Below are 20,628 nucleotides of genomic sequence, written 5' to 3'. Positions count from 1 at the left end.
CCGGTCAGCCGACCAGCATTTCGCTCAGCGTCTCACGCGCGGCCGCCAGCGTGCGGTCCACGTCGTCGGCCGTGTGCGCGAAGGATACGAACAAGTTCTCATAGGCGCCGGGATGGAACAGGACACCACGGTTGAGCATCCCCTCCCACCACAGGCGGAACGCCTCATGGTCGGCATAACGGGCGGCTTCGCGATAGTTGCGGATGGGTTCGCGTGAGAACCAGACCTGGAAGACAGGGCCCAGCCCCACGACATGGGCGGGAACCCGAAGGTCGCGGATCAGGCGCGTCAGGCCGTCACGCAGCCGATCGGAAACATTGTAAAGTCGCTGGTACATGCCCGGCTTGGCCAACACATCCAGGGCGGCATTGGCCGCGGCAACGGCGATGCCATTGGCGTTGTAGGTGCCGGCCATGGAGACCTTCCCCCGTTCGACCAGCGCCATGATGTCGGCCCGTCCGCCCATGCAGGCTACGGGGAAACCACCACCCAGCCCCTTGGCAAAGACCGACAGGTCCGGTGTAATGCCGTAATGGGCCTGCGCGCCGCCCAGGGCGATGCGGAAACCGGTGATCACCTCGTCGAAGATCAGCAGCACGCCATGGCGGTCGGTCAGGGTGCGCAACGCATCCAGATAGCCGTTCTCGGGCAGGATGCAGCCCGTATTGCACATGATCGGCTCGGTGATCACGGCCGCAATCTTGTCGCCCTCGCGCGCCAGGGTCTCACGCAGGGCATGCACATCGTTCCAGGGCAGGATGATCAGACCGTCACCAACGCCGGGTGGCAATCCGGGACCCTGCGGCACCGGGCGCGGCGCCAGTTCGGGGCCGGCCGTTTCCGGGTTGGGGTGCTTGCTCCAATAAATGCCGTCGGAAAAGCCGTGATACATGCCTTCGAACCGGATGATCTTGGTCTTGCCGGTATAAGCGCGCGCCAGACGGATGGCGTAGAGCACGGCCTCCGTGCCGGTGTTGCACAGGCGCACCCGTTCCATGCTGGGCACGGCGCGGCGGATCTTTTCCGCCAGAACCGTCTCGTCGGCGGCGGGCAGAGCGAACACCGTGCCGCGCCGTTCGATCTGGTCCACAACGGCCTGGGTGACGGCAGGCGGGCGATGGCCCAGCAGCATGGGGCCAAGGCCCAGCAGGTAGTCGATATACTCGTTGCCATCAATGTCCGTGACCTTCGACCCCGTGCCATGATCGATGAACAACGGGTGCGGGTCCCAGCCGGCCCAGGTCGCACGCGCCGTGCTGTTGACCCCGCCGGGGATGATGGCGCGGGCCTTGTCGAACAGGGCGGCGCTACGGCGGTAGCGGTTGGGTTGCCAGTAGCTTTGGGACATGCTGCGACACCTGCAGAAGAAGATTTCGGCACCGGTTCACGACCGGGTCTTGCCCATATCTGCATCGGTCATGCCAGGGGCGCGGACCGTGCCCTCCGCAGGTGCCAAAGCCAGGCCTTGCCTTATGTTCCAGCCCTTCTTCGACCTGCCGCCCGCCATCAGCCCCCGCAACGTGAAACGGGGGAAGCTACAAAATTTGTAGGACGCCGCGCGGGGGGATGGCTGCCGGCCAGACCAGCCGCACCGCCATTTTCGGTCCCCCTGCGCCCTTGGCATGGCCCTTGCGGAACAGACAGCCATTCCCCGCAGCCCAGGACTTCCCTCATGTCCCTACCTCCACGCCTCTATATCGATTTCGACGGCACCATTTCCGCCATGGACACCACGGACATGATCCTGGAGCGTTTCGCCCTGCCGGAATGGCGGGCGGTGGAGGCCGCGTGGGAGCGGGGCGAGATCGGCTCGCGTGAATGCATGGCAAGGCAGGTCTCCCTTCTGCGTGTCACACCTGATGAGTTGCACCGGATGGTGCTGGATATCCCGGTCGATCCCGGCTTCGCGGGCTTTGTCGCGCTCTGCCGGCACTGGGATGTGCCCTTCACCATCCTGTCTGACGGGCTGGACGTGGTGGCGCGCGGCGTGCTGGGCCGCCTTGGCCTGTCGCCGCCGGTCCTGTCGAACCGCATGGAGCCGGCCGGCGATGATCGGTGGCGCCTGACCTTCCCCCATATCGACGCCCGATGCCTGACGAATGCCGGCAATTGCAAATGCGCCAGTCTGGAGGCGGAACAGCGTCGTGGCGGGCCGGCCATCCTGATCGGCGATGGCCGGTCGGATTTCTGCGGCGCTGGTGCCGCCGACCGGGTCTTCGCGAAGGGCAGGCTGGCCACCTATTGCCAGGAGCATGGCATCCCCCATGTTCCCTTCACCGGCTTCACGGAATTGACCGAACTGTTCCATGTCTGGCTGCCGGTCCTGTGCCGCAATCTGGCCGCCGCGGAATGAAACCGGCCATGGATGGCAAACCAGCCTGTATCGTTCTGGACCTGGACGGATCGCTGACAGGACAGGCCGGCCTGTCCCGCCGCCTGCGTGAGGAGGGGGCGGTGCTGGTCCCGGCGCTGGACCTTGGCCCCCGCCTGCGCATCGTCGCGAACAGGACCGCGCTGGCCGAATTGCGCAAGCGGATCGAGACGACGTGCCCGGCAATCGGGCGTGCAGCGCCGCTGATCTTTTACGGATCGGGGGATTTCCATCATCTGGCCGCCCTTTTTCTGGAGTGGGTGAGGGAGCCGGTGAATGTTCTGCATTTCGACAATCACCCCGACTGGACGGGTTTTCCCGCCACCTGGAACTGTGGGGCCTGGGTGAACCGGGCGCTGGAGAACCAGACTGTGCTGCGGGTTGTCACCATCGGCCCGTCCAGCGACGATTTCGTGCGGCCGCAGCTTCAGTTCGCAAACCTGGATGCCGTCCGCAGCGGCCGGCTGGAGGTGCATCCCTGGCACGCGGCACCAAGCCGTGTCTGGGGGCGGCCGGTGAATGGCCCCGGCTGCCAGACCCAGGACGGACGCATCCACTGGCACGCGCTGGACGGGGTCGACTGGGCCGCGTTTGCCGATGATCTCGACCTGCGGCTTCCGCCGGGCGGGTTCTGGGTCTCGCTGGACAAGGATGTGCTGACGGCGGACGAGGCTGTCACCAACTGGGATCAGGGCGGCATGGCATTGAAGCCCGTGCTGGCCCTTGTGCAGAGGTTGGCCGGGACGCGGCGTCTTCTGGGCATGGATGTGTGCGGCGATTATTCCGCCCCCCGGTTCCGTGACCCGTTTCGTTGGCTGTTGTCAGCCATCGATCGGCCAGCCCGCCCGCCGGTCGACGCTGCACAGGCCGACACCATCAATGACAGCACCAACCAGCGCATCCTGGCGGCAGCGGACGCCATGGCGCGGGAAGGGATATGGCCGACATGACGAATGACCATTCCATTTATCTGCCCGGTACCGGCGTCGGCGGGCAACGCCTGGGTCTGTTGCTGATCCACGGTCTGGGCGGTACGCCGGTGGAGATGAAACCCCTGGCCCGCAAGGCGCGCGACGCGGGGGCCGACGTGCTGTGCTGTCGTCTTCCCGGCCATTGCGGCACGGCCGATGAACTGGCCTGCACCCCCTGGCAGGACTGGTATGCCGAGGTGGAGGCGGGGTTGGCCCGGCTGGCACGCGACTGCGGACGGGTCGTTGTCGGCGGCCTGTCCATGGGGGCCTTGCTGGCCGCGCGGCTGGCGGCCTTGCGGCCCGATCAGGTGCAGGGCCTGATCATGTTGGCGCCGACCCTGCGCCATGATGGCTGGTCCATCCCCTGGTACGGGTTCCTGCTGCGCGTGCTGATCCATACGCCGATCGGCCCCCGGCTGTCCTTTGTGGAGCGCCCGCCCTATGGCATCAAGGATGAGCGGATCCGGGCCGCCGTCGTGCGCGCCATGCACAGCGGGAACAGCGCCGCCGCCGGCCTGCTGTCCACACCTTCTGGCGCCATCCGGGAGATGTGGCGGTTGACCGACGATGTGAATCGGCACTTGGCCCAGGTCCGCCAGCCGGCATTGCTGGTTCATGCGCGCCATGACGATATCGCCGACTTGTCCAACACTTTGCACCTGCAGCGCCGCCTCGCCGGACGGGTGGAGGCGCTGGTGCTGGAGGACAGCTACCATCTGGTCACGGTGGACGGTCAGCGCGATCTGGTTGCGGCCCGCGTCAACGGTTTCCTGTCCGCCCTGGCGGCCGATACCACGCCATTGCCCCTGCGCGCCAAGGTGGCCAATGGCGACTGACAGCGACCTGCGGGCCGGGATAATGGGCGGTGTTGATGAGCTGTCGCCGTCCCAGTGGAATGGCTGTATCCCCGGCGAGGCGGAAGGCTGGGCCTATCTGAAGGCCTGCGGCGTCAGGGTTGCCGCGGTCCTGGATAACGACGGTCTGGTACTGGCCGCGCCCCTGTTCGAGATTGAATACCGGCTCGACACGCCATTCCAGGACGGGCGCGCGGCGTCCATCGCCGGGGCCCTGGTCCGTCTGTTGCCGGGCCTGATGGTCTGGCGCCTGCTGGGGGTTGGGTCGGCCCTGACCGAACGTTGCCCCTTTATCCAGCGTCCTGGCCTGCCCGATGAAACCAGGCGGCGGGCTGTCCGTCTGTTTCTTGATCTGTTGGAGGGTGAGGCACAGCGTCGGGGCGCGCGGCTGATCGCTTTCAAGGACATCTCAGGGGGTGAGGCCGGGTGGCTGCCATCCCTGCTGACACCGGCCGGCTATACCACGGTCACCAGCCTGCCCGTTGCCGTGCTGGACCTGACGGGTGTCGGGGACGAAGGAACCTATCTGGAGCGCCTGTCGTCGGCCACCCGCAAGGATATCAGACGAAAGCAGCGCGGGGCCGGCGCCGTGCGTATCGAACATCGCGCGGTGGCGGGCGACCTGCTGCCCCGGATCGAAGCGCTTTATGAGAGTACGCGAACTCATTCCAGCCTGCGCTACGGGGCGTTCGAGGAACTGCCGGAAGGCTATTTCCGCGATGTTCCGGCGGCTCTCGGGAGCCGGGCCAGATTTGTCCTTTATTGGGTCGGGGACCGGTTGGCGGCCTTCAATCTGTTGCTGCTGGACGATGACCGGGTGATCGACAAGTTCCTGGGCATGGAATATCCGCTGGCGCGGGACCATAATCTCTATGTCCTGAGCTGGATGGAGAATGTGCGTTTCACACTGAAATCCGGCCGCCGGCTGCTACAATCCGGACAAACGGCCTACGCGTCCAAGCTCCGGTTCGCCAGCATGCTCATCCCTTCCGTCAATCTCGTGCGCTGTCGCGGCGTCGTTTTGAACTACCTGTTGCGTCGGGTGGCCCGCTATCTTGGTTTTGACCGCTGGGACCCGGAACTGCGTGCCCGTGCGGGCGGAGACGGCGCATGAAGCTGCCATGGAACGGTGTGGGACCATCGCTGCTGCCCGACATGCGCCTGCGCTGGCGGCTGGTCATCGCCTTCATCTTTGTCAGCGCGGTGCCCGTGCTGCTGGCCTGCTACATCGCTGCGGACATCATTTCCGCCTCCTTCGCGTCCGGTATGGAGAAGTGGCTGGAGGAGGCCGCCGTGTTTTTCGCGGCGCGGTCGGCCGAGGATGAGGCCGAAGCACGTCAAGCCGCCGGCATCATCGCCGCCAGTCTGACCAACAGTGCCGATACACTGAACAACGGACCCGTCGATTTCAGCGCGCATCTGCTGACCTCTGTCGGGTACGACGCGGTCGCCGTCTATGAAGCGGACGGTCCGGTGCTGTTTGTTCAGGGACTGGTGGGCGACGGTTCCTGGCTGCCGCATGCCGAGCGCAGCAGCTTCTTCGTTGCGACCGCTGCGGACGGCAGCAATCTGCTGCTGATGGGCGCATCCCGTCAGTTCGAGCGGGACGGCAAGCGTTACTACGCCTTCGTCGCCGACCGTTGGGACGGGATCATGGTGGACATGACCGAGGGCGTTCCGGGTCTGGTGATCGAGGTCTATGCCGTTTCGGCGGGCAAGGTTGTGCAGGTGAGCGGCGGGATGACCCCCTTGCCGGAGGTGGTGCTGAAAACCCTGTCGGGGGGCAGCAGCAGCCTGATCGCCCCCCCGCAGGACGACAAGGGTGTGGCGGCCGGTTTTGCCGCCCTGCGCGATCAAGACGGTGTGCTGGTGGGTATCGTCTCCTGCCGGCTGGCCAATCAGCTGTCCTTGCTGTCCCATGTGCGCGCTCAGGAATTGTTCCTGGCGCTGGCGGCCGGTGCTGCCTTCATCTCCCTGGTGGTGGCCCTGTCACTCTCAACGCTGATCTCCCGCCCCCTGGCGCGGCTGACGCGCGCCTTGCGGCGCGTGCGGGAAGGCGATTTCCGCGCACGGCTTGCCGTGGCCGGCGGTGGCGAACTGACCGAACTGGCGGTCGGCTTCAACGAGATGGCGGCGCGGCTGGAGATGATGCGTGAACGTGAGGCAGAGGTGCGACGGCGCGAGCAACTGGCCTCCCTCGGCGAGGCGGCGGCCGTTCTGGCGCACGAGATCCGCAATCCGCTTGGCATCATCAAGACGTCCAGCCAGGTCCTGCGTATGACCTCCGAACTGCCGTCGGAGGGTGAGAGGCTGGTTGGATTTGTGCTGGATGAGGTTGAACGCATCGACCATCTGGTGCGTGAGTTGCTGGACTATGCACGACCCCGCACGCTGCGCCGTGCGCAGGTGGACGTCGCGGCGGAACTGGATGGCGTGCTGGCCTTCGCCGCCCACGACCTGGAACAGCGCGGCATCCGGGTGGCAAGGGAGGGGGGCAGCGCCCCCCTGGTCATTCAGGCCGATGCCGAACAGTTGCATCAGGTGTTCTTGAACATCCTGCTGAACGCCATGGATGCTATGGCCGGTGGCGGCACCATCACCGTCGGCATGGAGGCCACGGGGGAGGTCGTGCAGGTGCGCATCGCCGATACGGGGGCCGGCATCGCCCCGGAGGTGCGCGACCGCATCTTCGATCCATTTGTTACCACCAAACCGCGTGGCACCGGCCTGGGACTGGCCCGCGTGCGTCATATCGTGGAACAGCATGGCGGCGAAGTGACCTGCGAAAGCGGTCCCGACGGCGGTAGCTGCTTCATCCTGCGGCTGCCGAAAGCACCATCCGGGCGGGGGGAACTGTCTTGATCCTGATCGTTGATGACGAGGCGCGGCTGGGCCAGGTGACGGCGGCGGGTTTGAAGGCAAGAGGCTTCGACACGCACGCCGTGGACAGCGTGGCGGCGGCCCTGTCGTTTCTGGACGAAAATCCCGTGAGGCTGGTCCTGACCGACCTGCGAATGCCGGGCGCATCCGGTCGCGACCTGCTGGGTATGCTGCGGGAGGCACGGCCCGAACTGCCCGTCATCATCATGACCGCCTATGCCTCGGTCCGCGATGCCGTGGCCCTGATCCGCGAGGGGGCGTTCGACTATATCGCCAAGCCGTTCGAGATCGAGGATGTGGTCGCCACCATCGGCCGCGCCCTGAAACTGCGCGAGGCGGAGGAGGATAACCGCCGCCTGCGTCAGGAACTGCGCGACAAGTTCGATTTCGGGCGCCTGGTGGGCAGCAGTGATCCGCTGCGGCAGGTACTGAAGCGAATCACCGAGGTCTGTGACAGCCGCGCCACCGTGCTTTTGTATGGCGAGAGCGGTACCGGCAAGGAACTGATCGCCCGCGCCATCCATGACAATAGCCAGCGCCGCCAGAAACCCTTCATAGCCGTGAATTGCGCCGCCATTCCTGAGACGCTGATCGAAAGCGAGCTGTTCGGTCATGTCAAAGGGGCCTTCACCGGCGCGACATCCGCGCGTGAGGGACGCTTCGCGCTGGCCGACGGCGGTACACTGTTCCTGGACGAAATCGGGGATATGCCGCTGGCGCTTCAGGCCAAGGTGCTGCGCGCCATTCAGGAACAGACATTCGAGATGGTGGGGGGCACCCGTTCCATCAAGGTCGATGTCCGTTTCATTGCGGCCAGCCATCGCGACCTGCGGCGCGAGGCGGAGAAGGGCAGTTTCCGGGAGGATCTCTATTATCGCCTCAATGTCTTTCCCATCGATGTCCCGGCGTTGCGGGAAAGGGCAGGGGATATCGAGACCCTGTCGCTGCATTTCCTGGCCCGGCATGCGGCGTCGATGGGTAAACGCCTGACGGGGTTTTCCCGCCCCGCCCTGGCGGCGATGGAGGCCTATCGCTGGCCGGGCAATATCCGGGAATTGCAGAACTGTATCGAACGGGCGGTCATCGTCGCCCAGGGACCGGTGGTGGAGGTGGGCGACCTGCCGCCTTACCTTTTCGAGGATCGGCCCAAACTTGCCCGGACCACGCCGTCTGCCCTTCCATCCAATCTGGACGGGGAGTTGGAACGGGTGGAGCGGGAGATTGTCACCAGGGCCTTGCGCGAATGCGGCGGTATCCAGGCCCGAGCGGCCGAGCGGCTGGGCATCACGGAACGCAGCCTGTGGCACCGCGTCAAGAAGCTGGGCATCCGCATCACCCGAAGCACGGATTAGGCGGCCTGCCGCCCGGTGTCCTGCTTGTTCTCATGACGGACAGGGTCGATAACCGGTTGTCCCGCATCCTCCGTAAAGGCGTTCACACTATCGGTTCAGCCGCTTGTGCAGCCGGGCGGCTTCCCCCAGACCGCCGTCCGCAGGGTTTGCAGCACGGTGCGGTTGTCAGGACCGAAATAATCCCCTTCCTCCAGGATAGGCTTGGGGTTCTGAAGGACCGATGTCACCTTGGCCACCACGGCGCGGGCCGTAAAAGGGACCGCCAGGAACTCGTCGATGCCCAGACGCAGGCCGGCATAAAGGTCGGCCATTGTCGGATCGGGCTGGAAAGCGACCACGGGCACGGCGCGGTCAAGTTGGGTTCCGCCATTCCGGATGGCCGTTATCAGCGGGGCACCGATGCTCATCCTGACCATGATCAGGGCTGCACGGGCGCTGGATGCTGGATCAAGCAAATCGTCCGGATTGGAGACGCTGGTCATGAACCGGGCCCCCGACGCGTGCAGGATGCCCCGCAGAACGGAACGCACAACCGGGTCTGGCTCATAGATCAGAACGTTCAGACGCGCCAGATCGAGCACCGTATGATGTCGCCGTTGGGTCATGTCTGCGTATCCAGCCTCAGCAAATAGCCGTCGCGGGTGCCGTCCGCCAGCCGGAATGGACGCGCCGTAAGCTGTCCTGGCCCCGTTGCCAGTTGGACGGGCAGATCGGTTTTACCGGCGGCAAGCCCGACGACAATGTCACCCACGACGAAAGCGGTCAGGGGCAGACCCACCAGTTGATCGGCCGGCAACCCCAGCAGAGCCGCCGCCGGCGGGTTGCATGCCGTGACCGAGAGTGTGTCATCGACATGCAGCAACGGCGTCGGCACGAAATCCAAGAGCTGCCGGCCCAGTCCGGCTTCGTGAATCAACGTGTTGTAAGCCGCATCCTTCAACCGTTCGATGCTGCGGATATCGTCATAGGCCCGCAGAGCCGCAACCGTCGAAACAAACAGCTTATCGACGGTCAGTTCCGTCTTCTCCTTGTAATCGTTGATATCATACTCAACGATAATCCTCTTTTCGGGCGCGCGGCCAGGCTGGCCCGTGCGCAGGACGACACGAACCGCCAACCGGTCCAGATCGCGGCGCACGCAGTGGACGAACCGCAGCCCCGCATCCTCCGTTTCCATCACCACATCCAGGAAGATCAGAGCCAGATCGTCGTTTGCTCGAACCAGCTCCAGCCCCTCCTTCGCCGAGTAGGCGTGCAGGAACCGCAACGGCCGGTCGCGAAAGCGTGTCGTGCCCAAGGCGAAGACGGTGATGTCGTGAACGGCTTGATCATCGTCGACAATCAGCACGACCCAGGGGTCATCGATCCCCTTGTCTGTTTCGTCCGGTGCATCGGCATAGAAGATATCGTCATTGTCGGTCACACGGATTCTCCATTCTTGGCCAACTGGATGGTGAAGCGGGTGCCAGCACCGGGGGCACTGTCCAGCAGGATGCTGCCGCCAAGCGGACCCGTCACCAGATTATGGACGATGTGCAGACCAAGGCCGGTGCCGCCGGAACCGCGTCTGGTCGTGAAGAACGGGTCGAATGCCCTCTCGCGCACATCCGGCGGCATACCGGTTCCGTTGTCGACAACACTGATCGTGAAGCCCCTGGCGGCGCCGGCGGCCACGGACACGGTGATCTGTGGCGCCGCCACGCCGTCGAAGGCATGCAGGACGGCATTCTGCACAAGATTGGTGACGACCTGGGCCAAGGGTCCCGGCAGCGTCGACAGGGTCAGTCCCTCTGGGCCGCTGACGCTGGCATCCACCCCCGCCTGCTTCAGCATTGGCGCCAAACTGCGCAGGATATCGTCAAGATAGGCCCGCAGATCGACGCGCCGACGGTCGTCACTGGTCTGGTCGGCAGCAACCTGCTTGAAACTGCGGATCAGTTCGGCCGCCCGACCCAGGTTTGCGGTTATCAGACCAGCACCCGTACCGACCCTTTCCAGAAATCGTTCCAGTTCCGTCCGCGACAATTTGCGATCGGCATAGGCGGTGGCGGCCATCTGTTGTTCAGATGAAAGCGTGCTGGCCGCCGTCACCGCCACGCCCAGTGGCGTGTTCACCTCATGGGCGACGCCGGCGACCAGTTGCCCCAGCGAGGCCAGCTTCTCGCGCTGCACCAGTTCACCTTGTGTCCGGCGCAGCGCCTCCAACGCCTCGACATTGGCAAGGGCAATGGCGCCATAGGCGCATAATGTGCGGAAAATGCGTCGCTCCCGCTCTCCATAGGCCCGGTACCGGTCGGATTGGATGGTCATGACCCCCAGGACACGTTCATCGACAATCAGTGGCGCGAACAGCATTGTGTTCATGGCCCGCGTGCCGGGAATAAGGGCGGGATCAACCTCGCCCGGTTCGATCTCGTTCAGTACCTCCGTCTTGTCGCGCGCGGCACGGGCCGAATTGGATATGGGGGAGTCGAGCGGAATTGTGCGTGACGGAATGGGCGCCCCGTCCTCCAGGCCAAATATGCGGGTGATGGAGGTGCCGTCCGGGTCCATTCGGTAGATGTGGAACGCCGGAGCGTGAAGCATGGAGCCAACGTGACGGTGGAGCGCCTGTGCGACGGCAACGGGATCGAGATGGCGCGTGATTTCCTGACCGACCTCGCCCAGCGTATCCAAAGTCTCTGCCGATATCCGGAGCGCCTCCAACGCCTCTATGTTGGCGAGTGCGATGGTGGCATAGGCGCAAAGCGTGCGGAATATGCGCCGTTCGCGTTCGCCATAGGCATGCTGCCGGTCGGACTGAATGCTCAGAACCCCCAGCACCTGATCATCGACGATCAGCGGCGCGAACAGGACTGTGTACATGACGCGGGTGCCGGGAGCTTGCGGCGGCATGTTATCCCCCGGTGACCATACCTGATGGACTTCGATTTTTTCCCGGGCAGCGCGCGCCGCCATGGATTTAGTCGAACTTAAAGGGATGGGATCCCTTGTAAATGGACGGTCGTCCTCCACGCCGAACGTTTGGATCAGGGTGCCGCTATTGCGATCAACGCGGAAGATGCAGAAGGAAGGGGCGTGCAGAAGGGTATTGACGTGACGGTGCAGCGCGCCGGCCACCTTCGCGTCCGCGTCGAACCGCCGGGTCGCCTCCTGTCCGATCGTGCTGAGTGCATGCAACGTGTCGGCGGACATCTGCAGCTCGGCGGTGCGCGCCTCGACCTCCTTTTGCAGCTCCACCTGCCGGCGCCGGAGATAGTGGGTGCGTCCGTGCAACAGCAGACCGACCGCCGCCAATCCGGCCACAGCCAGGACGACCATAAACGAACCCGTTTCGTACCATAATGGCTCCACCCGGACCCGCAGCGCCACCTCCACCGGGCTCCAGTCGCCGGACCCGTTGGTGCCACGCACGCGCAGCACATAATTCCCGGGCGGCAGGTTGGTATAGGCGGCCACTCGGTTGGCGGCCGTCGTCTCCGTCCAGCCCGCATCAAAACCGTCGAGCCGATAGGCATAGCGGTTTAGTTCCGGTGCCGCCATGTCCAGTGCCGCGAATTCCGCTGCGAATTCCCGCTGCCCTGGCGAAAGCGTGAATCCGTCCGGAGGCGGACGGGACAACGTCTCCGGTCCATTTTTGCCCGCCAGACGTAGCGAGGTGATGACCACGGGCGGCGTGAAGGCGCGCGGCTGCCACGCGGCGGGCCGAACCAGGGTGACACCGCCGACACCACCGAAGAACAGGGTTCCATCCGCCACTTCGGCAACGGAGCCGGCCCAGTAATTGTTGATGGACACGCCGTCGGCAGGCCCCAGCGCCCGCGCTTTCAGGCTGTGGGGATCGATCACTGCCAACCCCTTGGCCGTACTGGCCCAGATACGCCCTTGCCCGTCCTCTGCCATTGCTCCGACATTCTCGTGCGGCATGCCATCGGCGCGGCCGATGTGGCGAATGTCCATGTCCCCGTCGGGCCGTTCTGTCAGTATGCTGAGTGGCCCCCCGATGGCGCCAACCCAGATGCGCCCCTGGCTGTCCTGCAGGATCGACGATTTGAACCCTGGCGCGATTGACGCCGGATTATCCGGGTCATGGATGAAATGATCGATCTTGCCGGTTGTCGGCTCAAATCGGTCAATGGAACCTTCCCGCATGCCGATCCATAGATGTCCGCTGCGGTCGAACCGCAGATGCCAGATGTGATTTGAGGAAAGCAATCCCGGAGCCACGGGCTCTAGCGGCGCGTCAAGGGCTGGCCACTTATAAAGCCCGTTTGTCGTGCCCACCCAAATAATGCCGTCGCGTCGGGCAAATGCCGTGACGGTTGCCCCCTTCAGGCCCTGCGTTTCGGGCAAGCAGCGCGACTGGTAACGGTCCTGGCTGACCAGACATAAGGTAGGGCCGCCGAGCAGCATCTGACCGTCTGGTAACTCGACGAAGCTGCGTATCGGGGTGCCTAGCGAATGGGGGACCAATCGCTCCCGCCGGTCGCGGGATGCATCAAGTACAGTCAACTCACCTTCCCGGTTCCCTATCCACAGGCGCCCTGTTTTGTCCGCTGTCACGGCCATTGCGTTCTGGGGGCTGACACGCCGGGCACCGGCGGCGGAAAGGGTCATGATGGCATCCGCCTGCGGTCGCACACGGACCAGACCGCCTTCGGAATTGGCAATCCAGACCAATCCCGACCGATCCATGGCCATGGCATGGATACCACCGGACGCCAGGGCTGACACATTGCCCGGTTCTGCACTGATCATTCGGACGCGCCGCTGTCGGACATCGATGATGTTGAGCCCGGTGGAATAGGAGCCAACCCAGACGATGCCGGGGGACACTTCCAGAATCGCCTGCTTGTCACCCGGCACGATGCCATCAGGATCGCCGGCAGAGTGCCGATAGGTCCTTTGGACATGCCCGTCGGCACCCAGCATCACCAGGACATCCCGTCCCCCGACCCACAGGTTGCCTGCGCTGTCCAGACCCAACGAGAAGGCGGGGCTGTTCTGGCCCGCCACAAGCAGATCCGGCACATCCTGGCGCTGGAACGCCGCTTGTCCCGCCCGCCGTAGAAACAGCCCGTCCGCCGTGGCGGCCCAGACATTCCCGGCACCATCATCGATCAGATCGTGGACCGCCGGCTGTACCGCGTTTGCCGACCCCAGCGGTATCGGCATGAAGGTGCCGGCGACGCTATCAAACTGATCCAGTCCGGCATTGCCGCCAAGAAGCAGATGGTCGTTGTCGATCTGTCTGATGACGAACAACCGGCCATTGCGCGGCCCGGTTCGGCCCGCCGGATCGCGCCGCCAGGTGCGGAACCGGTTCTGGTCGCGATCATAAAGGACAAGGCCGCTGTTGCCGGCCGTCCCCAGCCATAGCCGGTCCTGCCAATCCAGGTAGAGAGTCTCGATCGACCCTTCCGGCAGAGAGTCGAGCTTGTTTGGGGCGGGAAGGAAAGAAAGGAACCGGTACCCGTCATAACGGGCTAGGCCCCCTTGTGTACCGATCCACAGGAATCCTTCCTTATCCTGCGCCACTGCCGTCACCAGCGGATGCGGCAAGTCCCGTCCATCAATGCGGTCGAAAATCGGATCGACCAGACCTTTCCATCGGCTGTCATCTGCTGCGGCGCCCCCACACAACAACAGCATCAGCAGGACGACCGAGAGTAGTCGAAGCAGGCGCAGGCAATCAGACATGAGCATTTTCACAGGCAAGCCCCCGCCTTTGGCTAAATAGTGCGACGGAGATAAAGTGCACTTCATCGCATTTAATGCCATTGAATTATTTGTTTGTCATGTATTTTTCGACAAAATTCATATTTTCATGCCTGCATCTCCTATTTAGTTTTTATTTTATCATTTTAATGTTTGTGTCTAAATAATATTTATTGCGGATTGCGTACAGCTTCTTTTGGTTGTTTGGTTGAATTCGACGCCGCGCCAGATGCGATCAATTTTTAATCTTCTGCCTATTTAATGCACAATCCAGGAACGATAAACATTCTATTTTTCTTCTATCGATAAGGTATTAACTATGATCTGGTCAAGCGGGTTGATATCAACGGGTCGTTCGGGTGTTCTGATCTTGCACCGCAGGATTGTCTCGATAGCATAAACCCATGTGGCACATGGCATCACGCGTCGGTCTGGTCGACAGTCCGGTCCAGGAAGGGGACCTGATGTCGTGGAAAGCCCGTTTCCTGGATTTGACGATGGCAAACGGAGCTGTCGCAGGGGCCAGCATCACGGATACGATCAATGAAGGGATCAAGATCAGCGGACGGCGGCTGTGAGGGGGAGCAGGTCCACCAAGCGTCGATTGTTCGCGTTGCCGGCTGAAGCGGGATGCGCTTTACGCCAACATCGACCGGATCATGATCAGGCTCATACACGAAGCCTTTAATCCCGACGGATCGGGATTAAAGGCTTCGCGGCATGCGCGGTCGCCGCGTCCATTGACGCGGATACCATCGGTCAAGAATTTTGACCGCTAGTATCACATTGATGCCCGCAGGTTGACCAGCACACGCCGGGGCTGACCCCAGTATCCCGCGTTGAAATAGCCGACATTACGGTAATACTTCTTGTCGAAGATGTTAGTGGCGTTGACGCCGACGCTGACATGGTCGTTCACCTGATAGCGCGCCATCAGGTCGGCCAGCAGATAGGCGCTTTGGGTCACACGGCCCTGGGTCGTGATCGGGGTGCCGTTGGCGTTGAAGCGGCCGGTCGGGACGGTCTGGTTCTGGTAGATCTCGCTTTGCCAGGTGACGCCGCCACCGACGCTGTAATCGCCCAGCTGGTAATTGCTGAAGAGGCGCAGCATATGGGCCGGACTGACGGTGAAGGTCCGCGCCCCCGTCTGGTCCTCGCTGCGGGCATAGGTATAGCCGCCGGTCACGCGCCATTGCGGCGTGATGGAGCCGGAGACCTCCGCTTCCGCCCCCCACGTCTCCACGCCCTTGACGGCGCGATAAGCATCGGCCCCGTCGGGCAACATGCCGGGCGTCGCCGTGGGGTCCAGTTCCGCCACATTGTCCTGCTGCATGTGGAACCCGTTCAGCGCGGTATAAAGCCGCTTGTCGAAAAATTCGCCTTTCAGCCCGGCTTCATAGTTGGCCCCGGTCAGGGGGGCCAGTTGCTCATTCTCGCGGTCGCGCTGGCTCTGTGGCCGGAACACCGCAGAATAAGAGGCGAAGGTCGATAGATTGTCGGTCAAATCAATGACCGCGCCCAGATAGGGGGTGAGCTTGGTATCGGTGTTGGCGGCCGTGATGCTGGTCCGAATGCTGGCGGTGGAGAAATTCTCCGTTTCAGTCTCAAAATCCGAATAACGGGCGCCGATGATCACCCGCACACCATCGATCGGGTTCAGGCGGACAGCACCATAGATCCCGCTTTCGCTGGTATGCTCCAGCGTGCGGGGGATCCCCAGATTCTGCACCGTTGGCCGACCGATATCGCCCGTCCAGGTATAGATACTGGGGAATGTGGCGCCATAAGGCCGGCTGACGATACTGGCATGCATGGACGCAAAGTCGCGGTCATAATAGTTGGCGCCAACCGCCAGCTCATGCTGGCGACCGAACAGGTGCATGGGGCCGGACGCGTAGGCATCCAGCGAATCTTCGCGTGTTTCCCCAACGCCATAGGTGTCGGACCGCCCGAGGCCCAGCCCCGTCTGTTTGTTGATGAAGCTGGTGGCGCCGGAGTTGGAGCCGACATAGAGCAGGCTCTCCGTGTCGGTCCGGCGCTTGTTATAGGCAAGGCGGGCCACCCATTCGCCGATCGATTGTTCCAGCGATCCGGAAAGATTGACGTTGTCACGCTGCCAACGGCTCCATTTCGACGCAGCACTGTAGGATCGCTCGGTTCGGATGCGGGTGCCGTCGCTGTAGAACAGCGGGGATGCGCCCCAGGAGCCACCTTGGCTGTCGGTTCGCAGATAATCCACACCAACACGCAGGCGCGTATTTTCCGTGATATCGCCTTCGATCACGCCATACAGGCTGGGAGACTTGTCACGCTGGAAGCGGACATGGCTTTCCCGGTCGGTATAAGCACCGACAATGCGGGCGCGGACACGGCCATTGTCCAGCAGCGGCCCGCCAATATCGGCCTCTGCCCGCTTATAGTTCCAGCTTCCGTAGGTCAGGCTGGTGGCTGCGGCAAATTCCTGCTGTGGCCGTTTACGCACCATGTTGATGGTGGCGGACGGGTCGCCCGTTCCCGTCACAAGACCGGTGGCGCCGCGCACAATCTCGACCCGTTCATAGATCGATGTATCGCTCATGACGGAATTGGCGGCGGCCCCGGTTTGAAACACGGTGGGTACGCCGTCAAACTGGAAATTCGTGATGGGAAAACCGCGCGCCAGGAAGCGGGTGCGATTGCTGTCATAGGATTGGACCGTGATACCCGGCGTCTGTTCCAGCACATCAGCCACGGTGATCAGGTTGTAATCCTCTATCCGTTCCCGCGTCATCACCGTGATGGATTGCGGGGTTTCACGAAGGCTCAACGGTAGTTTGGTGGCGGTATTGGCCGCCCGCGCGTGATAGCCTTCGGTGCGATGCAGGACAAGGATCTCATCAATCATCAGGTCGTTTTCATCCGGGGCGGTCTGGGCCCCCGTGGGGCCCGCCAGCAGGGCCAGGGACAGACACAGCGCGGTACCGGTCCGCATATGGCGGCGGCTTGATTGACGATAAGTCATGGGTTTTGCCTTTATACTCTTGCAATATTTTGTTGGGGATAAGTCAACGTCGCCGTGGATTGACATAGGTGCGCGCCAGAACCAGCGGAGCGGCGGCGAGGGTAAGCAGCCCGCACCAGGCGACGCTGCCCATCGCCGGCCCCCAGGTGGCCCAGGTTGACAGCCATGATGCCGCCAGCAGCAAGGCACCGGCCAGGCGCAGCCGTCGGCGGGTCCGTACCGACGGGTCGCGGCCTGTCAGCCAATGATGGTGTTCCTCCATGGCCAGCGCCAAGCAGGCGAAGCCCGCCAGGGCCAGCAGCCAGGCGATCATGCTCATCGTCCCGTTGCGGCCATCGCCGCCTCCCTGCTGGAGCGACGTTTGTTTGCTGCCACGCGTGGCTTATGGCGATGGATCTTGATGGCGGTGGCCAGCAGCGACAGGCCCAGCGCCAGCAAGGTGACATCCGTCCAGATCCGGGTCCCGTCGCCCCGTGCGATATGCTGCACGATCCCGTTGCCGGTCGCCTGATCGAAAAGCGGCAGCAGGACCAGCAAGGCTCCGGCCAGGGTGAACTGCTCCACCCAGCCGCGCTTGGGCGGGCGGAGGAAGGCATGGACCAGGGCCAGGCCCCAGACGATGAACATCATGTTCACTTCTCCATGCCAGCGCCCCTCCATCCCCACTGGCAGCAGCCGGTTGGCCCAGAGCAGGGCGATCATGCCCAGCGGCAGGCCGGCCACCGTACCGACATTCAGCCGTTCCACCAGCCGGAAGCCGAAATGCGGCCGCGCGGGATCGGGCAGCTTCTCCCGTCGCTTGGCAGTCCACATCACCAGACCTGTGGCCACCATCACCGTGCCGGCCAGACCGGACAGGAAATAGAGCCAGCGGATGGTGACAGGTGCGAAACGGCCGGCATGGATGCCGACCATGGCATCGCGCGTGGCCACCCCGGCCCCGCCATCGGGCGCGCGGCCCAGCAGTGCCCCCGTGGTCCCGTCGAACAACAACTGATTGCCATCGTCGCGGATATGGTGATGCAGGGCGCGTCCCATCTGTACGCGGGCCGAAGCGTCGCCCGGATTGCTGATGCGGATGCTCCCCACCATGCTGTCCTCTCCCCATTGCCGGCGCGCCTCTTCCAGCATGGGGCCGATCGGGGCCAGGGGGGTGGGGATGGCGGCATATTTGACGGCCGGCACGTTGGGCTGCGTGGCGGCGAAGGCGGCGGCCGTATTCTCGAAATTGGCCAGGAATCCCCAGGGCATGTAGAGGGTCATCAGCGTGACCAGCCCCGTATAGGTGATCATCAGGTGGAAGGGCAGGGCCAGCACCGCGGTGGCATTGTGCCCGTCCAGCCAGCTACGCTGCCCCTTGCCGGGCCGGAAGGTGAAGAAATCGCGGAAGATTTTCTTGTGCGTGATGATGCCCGTGACAATGGCCACCAGCATGAACATGGAACAGAAGCCCACCAACCAGCGGGCCCAGAGAGCCGGCATGTAATGCAGGTCGAAATGCAGGCGGTAGAAGAAGTCGCCGCCGCGCGTTTCCCGCACCGCCACGACCTTTCCGTCGCCATCCACCCACAGGCTGTTGGTGGCATCCGGCCAGCGGAAGGGAATGCGTTCTCCCGGTCTGGCGCGTTCGGTCCAGACGGCCTGTGTACCCGCGCCGCGCGGGCCAGGCGGGGTGATGGCCCAGGAGGTGGCATCCGGTGCTTGCCGGGCCAGGGCGGCCATTGCGCCCTCAATCATCCGGTCTTGATCTGCGACGTCGCCGATCTCTGACGTGACAGACAGTTCCGGACGCATCCAACGGCTGATCTCCTCCCGCCAGAAACTGAGGGTCCCGGCGAGGAAGATCAGGAACAGGACCCAGCCGACCACGAGCCCGGTCCAGGTATGCAGCGCGGATTGGCTCTGCCGGAAGCCCTTCATGACGCCACCCCCGGGCGCGACGAGAACCAGACGGCGGCCCCGATCAGCACTGTCAGTCCCAGGATGGAACTGGCAGCGGTCATCGCCGTTCGTGCCGCGAAGACCCAGACGATGGCGGCCGTGTAGATGGCGAACGACATCAGCGTGGCAGCCATCGCCGTGTCCAGCGGGTTTCCGGGCAGGGTGCGGGCCAGCAGCATGGTGACCAGACTGGTCAGCACATAGCCGCCAACGGCAGCGGTGAGGATGCGCAGCGGCACGTCCCAGACGGGACGTGATCTGGTGTCGCCGGTGCGGCTGGCCTTGCTGATCTGGGTCATCGGGTCACCTGTCTGCTATCCGGTGGTCAGAGTGGTCAGAAGCGATATCCGACACTGCCGACCACCGATCGACGGGCGCCCAGGAAGCAGTCGCCGCGCGCCAGGCAGGTAGAAATATACTTTTCGTCGGTCAGGTTATTGACATTCAGGCCCAGCCGCCAAGCATTCAGGTTATAGGACAGCATCAGGTCAACCAGTGTGTTGGCCGGCGTATTGATAGTGATGGTGCGGGCGCTGTTCTGATCGGTCTGGCTGCCGACATAGCGCACGCCGCCGCCCAGCTTCACCTCGGCCCCGTTATCCAGTGGGAAGGTACGGGTCACAAAGGCCGACGCCATGTGCCGGGGGGTGGAACTGGCGGGCTTGCCGATCTCTGTCGCCACATTGCTCTTGGAGGTCTTGGCGTCGGTGTAGCTGTAGCTGGCGCTGAGCGTGTACAGTTCCAGAACCGTTGCCTGCGCCTCGAACTCGAAGCCCTGGGCCTTGATCTCACCCGTCTGAACGCGGTCCAGCGGGTTGGTGGGGCTGGTGGTGACGCGGTTGGTGTCGCGCAGGTCGAAGATGGCCGTGGTGACCAATATGTCCCGTTCGGGCTGCCACTTCACGCCGGCTTCCCACTGCTTGCCGATCTGCGGATCGAAGGGCTCGCCCGCCAGATTGGTGCCGGTCACGGGCAGGAAACTTTCCGAATAGCTGACATAGGGGGCGAAGCCGCCCTCCATCTCATACAGCAGGCCGGCGCGATAAGAAGTGGCTGTGTCCTTCTTCTTGGTCTTCACCCCAGCCGGGGTCAGGGTGAAGGAACGCGCATCGTCATGGCGCAGGCCCAGCAGCAGGTTCCAGCCCTGCCACTTGATCTGATCCTGGAGATAGAAACCGATCTGCTTTTGTTCGGATGTATTGCCCTTGGTACGGGCCGGGGCCGTGAAGCCCGTTGTATAGACCGGGTTGAACAGGTCGATGGGGGTGGTCAACCGGCTGGTGATCTGATCCATCTCCTGGTGATATTCCTGCCAATCCATGCCGGCCAGCAGCGTATGGCTGACCGCGCCGGTGGCGAAATCACCTTGCAACTGCGTGTCCGACGACAGGATGCGGACATCGGGGTAGGAGCCGGAGAGATAGCGGCCCACGTTGCGCTGCGGTCCCGTATAGCCTGTCTGGCCTGCCGACAGGAACGGGTTCAGCGGGTTGCTGAAGGAGTTGGAATAGATGGTCTGGTAGGTGACCTCGCTCCACGC

General features: G+C 63.5%; 15 protein-coding genes. 6 read left to right on the top strand and 9 right to left on the bottom strand.

Annotation, left to right across the window (positions count from 1 at the left end):
• Positions 1 to 4 precede the first annotated feature (4 nt).
• Entirely contained in the window at positions 5 to 1,348 is a 1,344-nt protein-coding gene (locus tag KBA48_RS17890; RefSeq protein WP_292908844.1) for an aspartate aminotransferase family protein, read from the bottom strand.
• A gap of 324 nt (positions 1,349 to 1,672) precedes the next feature.
• On the opposite strand from KBA48_RS17890, the gene KBA48_RS17885 reads away from it, so the two are divergent.
• From KBA48_RS17885 to KBA48_RS17860, 6 genes are read left to right on the top strand one after another with little or no spacing between them, the layout of a single operon-like run.
• On the top strand, positions 1,673 to 2,353 hold the full coding sequence (locus KBA48_RS17885) for an MtnX-like HAD-IB family phosphatase (protein ID WP_292908842.1): 681 nt from the start codon (positions 1,673 to 1,675) through the stop codon (positions 2,351 to 2,353).
• Positions 2,354 to 2,361: 8 nt separating this feature from the next.
• Entirely contained in the window at positions 2,362 to 3,321 is a 960-nt protein-coding gene (locus KBA48_RS17880) for a hypothetical protein (protein WP_292908841.1), read from the top strand.
• Positions 3,309 to 4,178, top strand: a complete 870-nt coding sequence (locus tag KBA48_RS17875; RefSeq protein WP_292908839.1) for an alpha/beta fold hydrolase — start codon at positions 3,309 to 3,311, stop codon at positions 4,176 to 4,178. Before KBA48_RS17880 ends, KBA48_RS17875 begins: the two co-directional genes overlap by 13 nt.
• Positions 4,168 to 5,310, top strand: coding sequence for a GNAT family N-acetyltransferase (locus KBA48_RS17870; RefSeq protein ID WP_292908837.1), 1,143 nt, complete (start codon positions 4,168 to 4,170; stop codon positions 5,308 to 5,310). Before KBA48_RS17875 ends, KBA48_RS17870 begins: the two co-directional genes overlap by 11 nt.
• Positions 5,307 to 7,058: a HAMP domain-containing sensor histidine kinase gene (locus KBA48_RS17865; RefSeq protein ID WP_292908835.1), complete on the top strand. Its 1,752-nt coding sequence runs from the start codon at positions 5,307 to 5,309 to the stop codon at positions 7,056 to 7,058. Before KBA48_RS17870 ends, KBA48_RS17865 begins: the two co-directional genes overlap by 4 nt.
• Positions 7,055 to 8,428 carry a sigma-54 dependent transcriptional regulator gene (locus KBA48_RS17860; RefSeq protein ID WP_292908833.1) on the top strand — a complete coding sequence of 458 codons (1,374 nt, stop codon included), beginning with the start codon at positions 7,055 to 7,057 and terminating at the stop codon, positions 8,426 to 8,428. The genes KBA48_RS17865 and KBA48_RS17860 overlap by 4 nt, the downstream gene beginning before the upstream one ends.
• A 95-nt stretch (positions 8,429 to 8,523) precedes the next feature.
• On the opposite strand, the gene KBA48_RS17855 is transcribed toward KBA48_RS17860, so the two are convergent.
• The 8 genes from KBA48_RS17855 to KBA48_RS17820 all read right to left on the bottom strand — a co-directional run.
• Positions 8,524 to 9,033, bottom strand: coding sequence for a response regulator (locus tag KBA48_RS17855; RefSeq protein ID WP_292908831.1), 510 nt, complete (start codon positions 9,031 to 9,033; stop codon positions 8,524 to 8,526).
• Positions 9,030 to 9,851 carry a hypothetical protein gene (locus tag KBA48_RS17850; RefSeq protein WP_292908829.1) on the bottom strand — a complete coding sequence of 274 codons (822 nt, stop codon included), beginning with the start codon at positions 9,849 to 9,851 and terminating at the stop codon, positions 9,030 to 9,032. Before KBA48_RS17850 ends, KBA48_RS17855 begins: the two co-directional genes overlap by 4 nt.
• Complete coding sequence (locus KBA48_RS17845) at positions 9,848 to 14,128, bottom strand: two-component regulator propeller domain-containing protein (RefSeq protein ID WP_292908827.1); 4,281 nt, start codon at positions 14,126 to 14,128, stop codon at positions 9,848 to 9,850. Before KBA48_RS17845 ends, KBA48_RS17850 begins: the two co-directional genes overlap by 4 nt.
• A 799-nt stretch (positions 14,129 to 14,927) precedes the next feature.
• Positions 14,928 to 17,147 carry a TonB-dependent siderophore receptor gene (locus KBA48_RS17840; protein WP_292908825.1) on the bottom strand — a complete coding sequence of 740 codons (2,220 nt, stop codon included), beginning with the start codon at positions 17,145 to 17,147 and terminating at the stop codon, positions 14,928 to 14,930.
• Positions 17,148 to 17,190: 43 nt separating this feature from the next.
• The gene (locus KBA48_RS17835; RefSeq protein ID WP_292908823.1) at positions 17,191 to 17,466 is read right to left on the bottom strand and encodes a DUF3325 domain-containing protein; all 276 of its coding nucleotides are present in this window, start codon (positions 17,464 to 17,466) and stop codon (positions 17,191 to 17,193) included.
• Complete coding sequence (locus tag KBA48_RS17830; protein ID WP_292908821.1) at positions 17,463 to 19,067, bottom strand: PepSY domain-containing protein; 1,605 nt, start codon at positions 19,065 to 19,067, stop codon at positions 17,463 to 17,465. The genes KBA48_RS17835 and KBA48_RS17830 overlap by 4 nt, the downstream gene beginning before the upstream one ends.
• A complete protein-coding gene (locus KBA48_RS17825) occupies positions 19,064 to 19,387 on the bottom strand; it encodes a hypothetical protein (RefSeq protein WP_292908819.1) in 324 nt (107 codons plus the stop codon). The genes KBA48_RS17830 and KBA48_RS17825 overlap by 4 nt, the downstream gene beginning before the upstream one ends.
• A gap of 35 nt (positions 19,388 to 19,422) precedes the next feature.
• Positions 19,423 to 20,628, bottom strand: a 1,206-nt coding sequence (locus tag KBA48_RS17820) for a TonB-dependent siderophore receptor (RefSeq protein ID WP_292908817.1), incomplete at its 5' end; no start/stop codon positions are given.

The sequence above is a fragment of the Niveispirillum sp. genome (assembly GCF_017996735.1).
GTDB lineage: Bacteria > Pseudomonadota > Alphaproteobacteria > Azospirillales > Azospirillaceae > Niveispirillum.
This window is presented reverse-complemented; position numbering and strand designations above follow the sequence as displayed.

Excerpts from the sequence above, each read along its gene's own strand:
- KBA48_RS17870 (WP_292908837.1), top strand. The coding sequence starts at position 4,168 with ATGGCGACTGACAGCGACCTGCGGGCCGGGATAATGGGCGGTGTTGAT.
- KBA48_RS17890 (WP_292908844.1), bottom strand. The coding sequence starts at position 1,348 with ATGTCCCAAAGCTACTGGCAACCCAACCGCTACCGCCGTAGCGCCGCC.
- KBA48_RS17880 (WP_292908841.1), top strand. The coding sequence starts at position 2,362 with ATGGATGGCAAACCAGCCTGTATCGTTCTGGACCTGGACGGATCGCTG.
- KBA48_RS17875 (WP_292908839.1), top strand. The coding sequence starts at position 3,309 with ATGGCCGACATGACGAATGACCATTCCATTTATCTGCCCGGTACCGGC.
- KBA48_RS17855 (WP_292908831.1), bottom strand. The coding sequence starts at position 9,033 with ATGACCCAACGGCGACATCATACGGTGCTCGATCTGGCGCGTCTGAAC.
- KBA48_RS17865 (WP_292908835.1), top strand. The coding sequence starts at position 5,307 with ATGAAGCTGCCATGGAACGGTGTGGGACCATCGCTGCTGCCCGACATG.
- KBA48_RS17835 (WP_292908823.1), bottom strand. The coding sequence starts at position 17,466 with ATGAGCATGATCGCCTGGCTGCTGGCCCTGGCGGGCTTCGCCTGCTTG.
- KBA48_RS17885 (WP_292908842.1), top strand. The coding sequence starts at position 1,673 with ATGTCCCTACCTCCACGCCTCTATATCGATTTCGACGGCACCATTTCC.
- KBA48_RS17840 (WP_292908825.1), bottom strand. The coding sequence starts at position 17,147 with ATGACTTATCGTCAATCAAGCCGCCGCCATATGCGGACCGGTACCGCG.
- KBA48_RS17825 (WP_292908819.1), bottom strand. The coding sequence starts at position 19,387 with ATGACCCAGATCAGCAAGGCCAGCCGCACCGGCGACACCAGATCACGT.
- KBA48_RS17845 (WP_292908827.1), bottom strand. The coding sequence starts at position 14,128 with ATGTCTGATTGCCTGCGCCTGCTTCGACTACTCTCGGTCGTCCTGCTG.
- KBA48_RS17830 (WP_292908821.1), bottom strand. The coding sequence starts at position 19,067 with ATGAAGGGCTTCCGGCAGAGCCAATCCGCGCTGCATACCTGGACCGGG.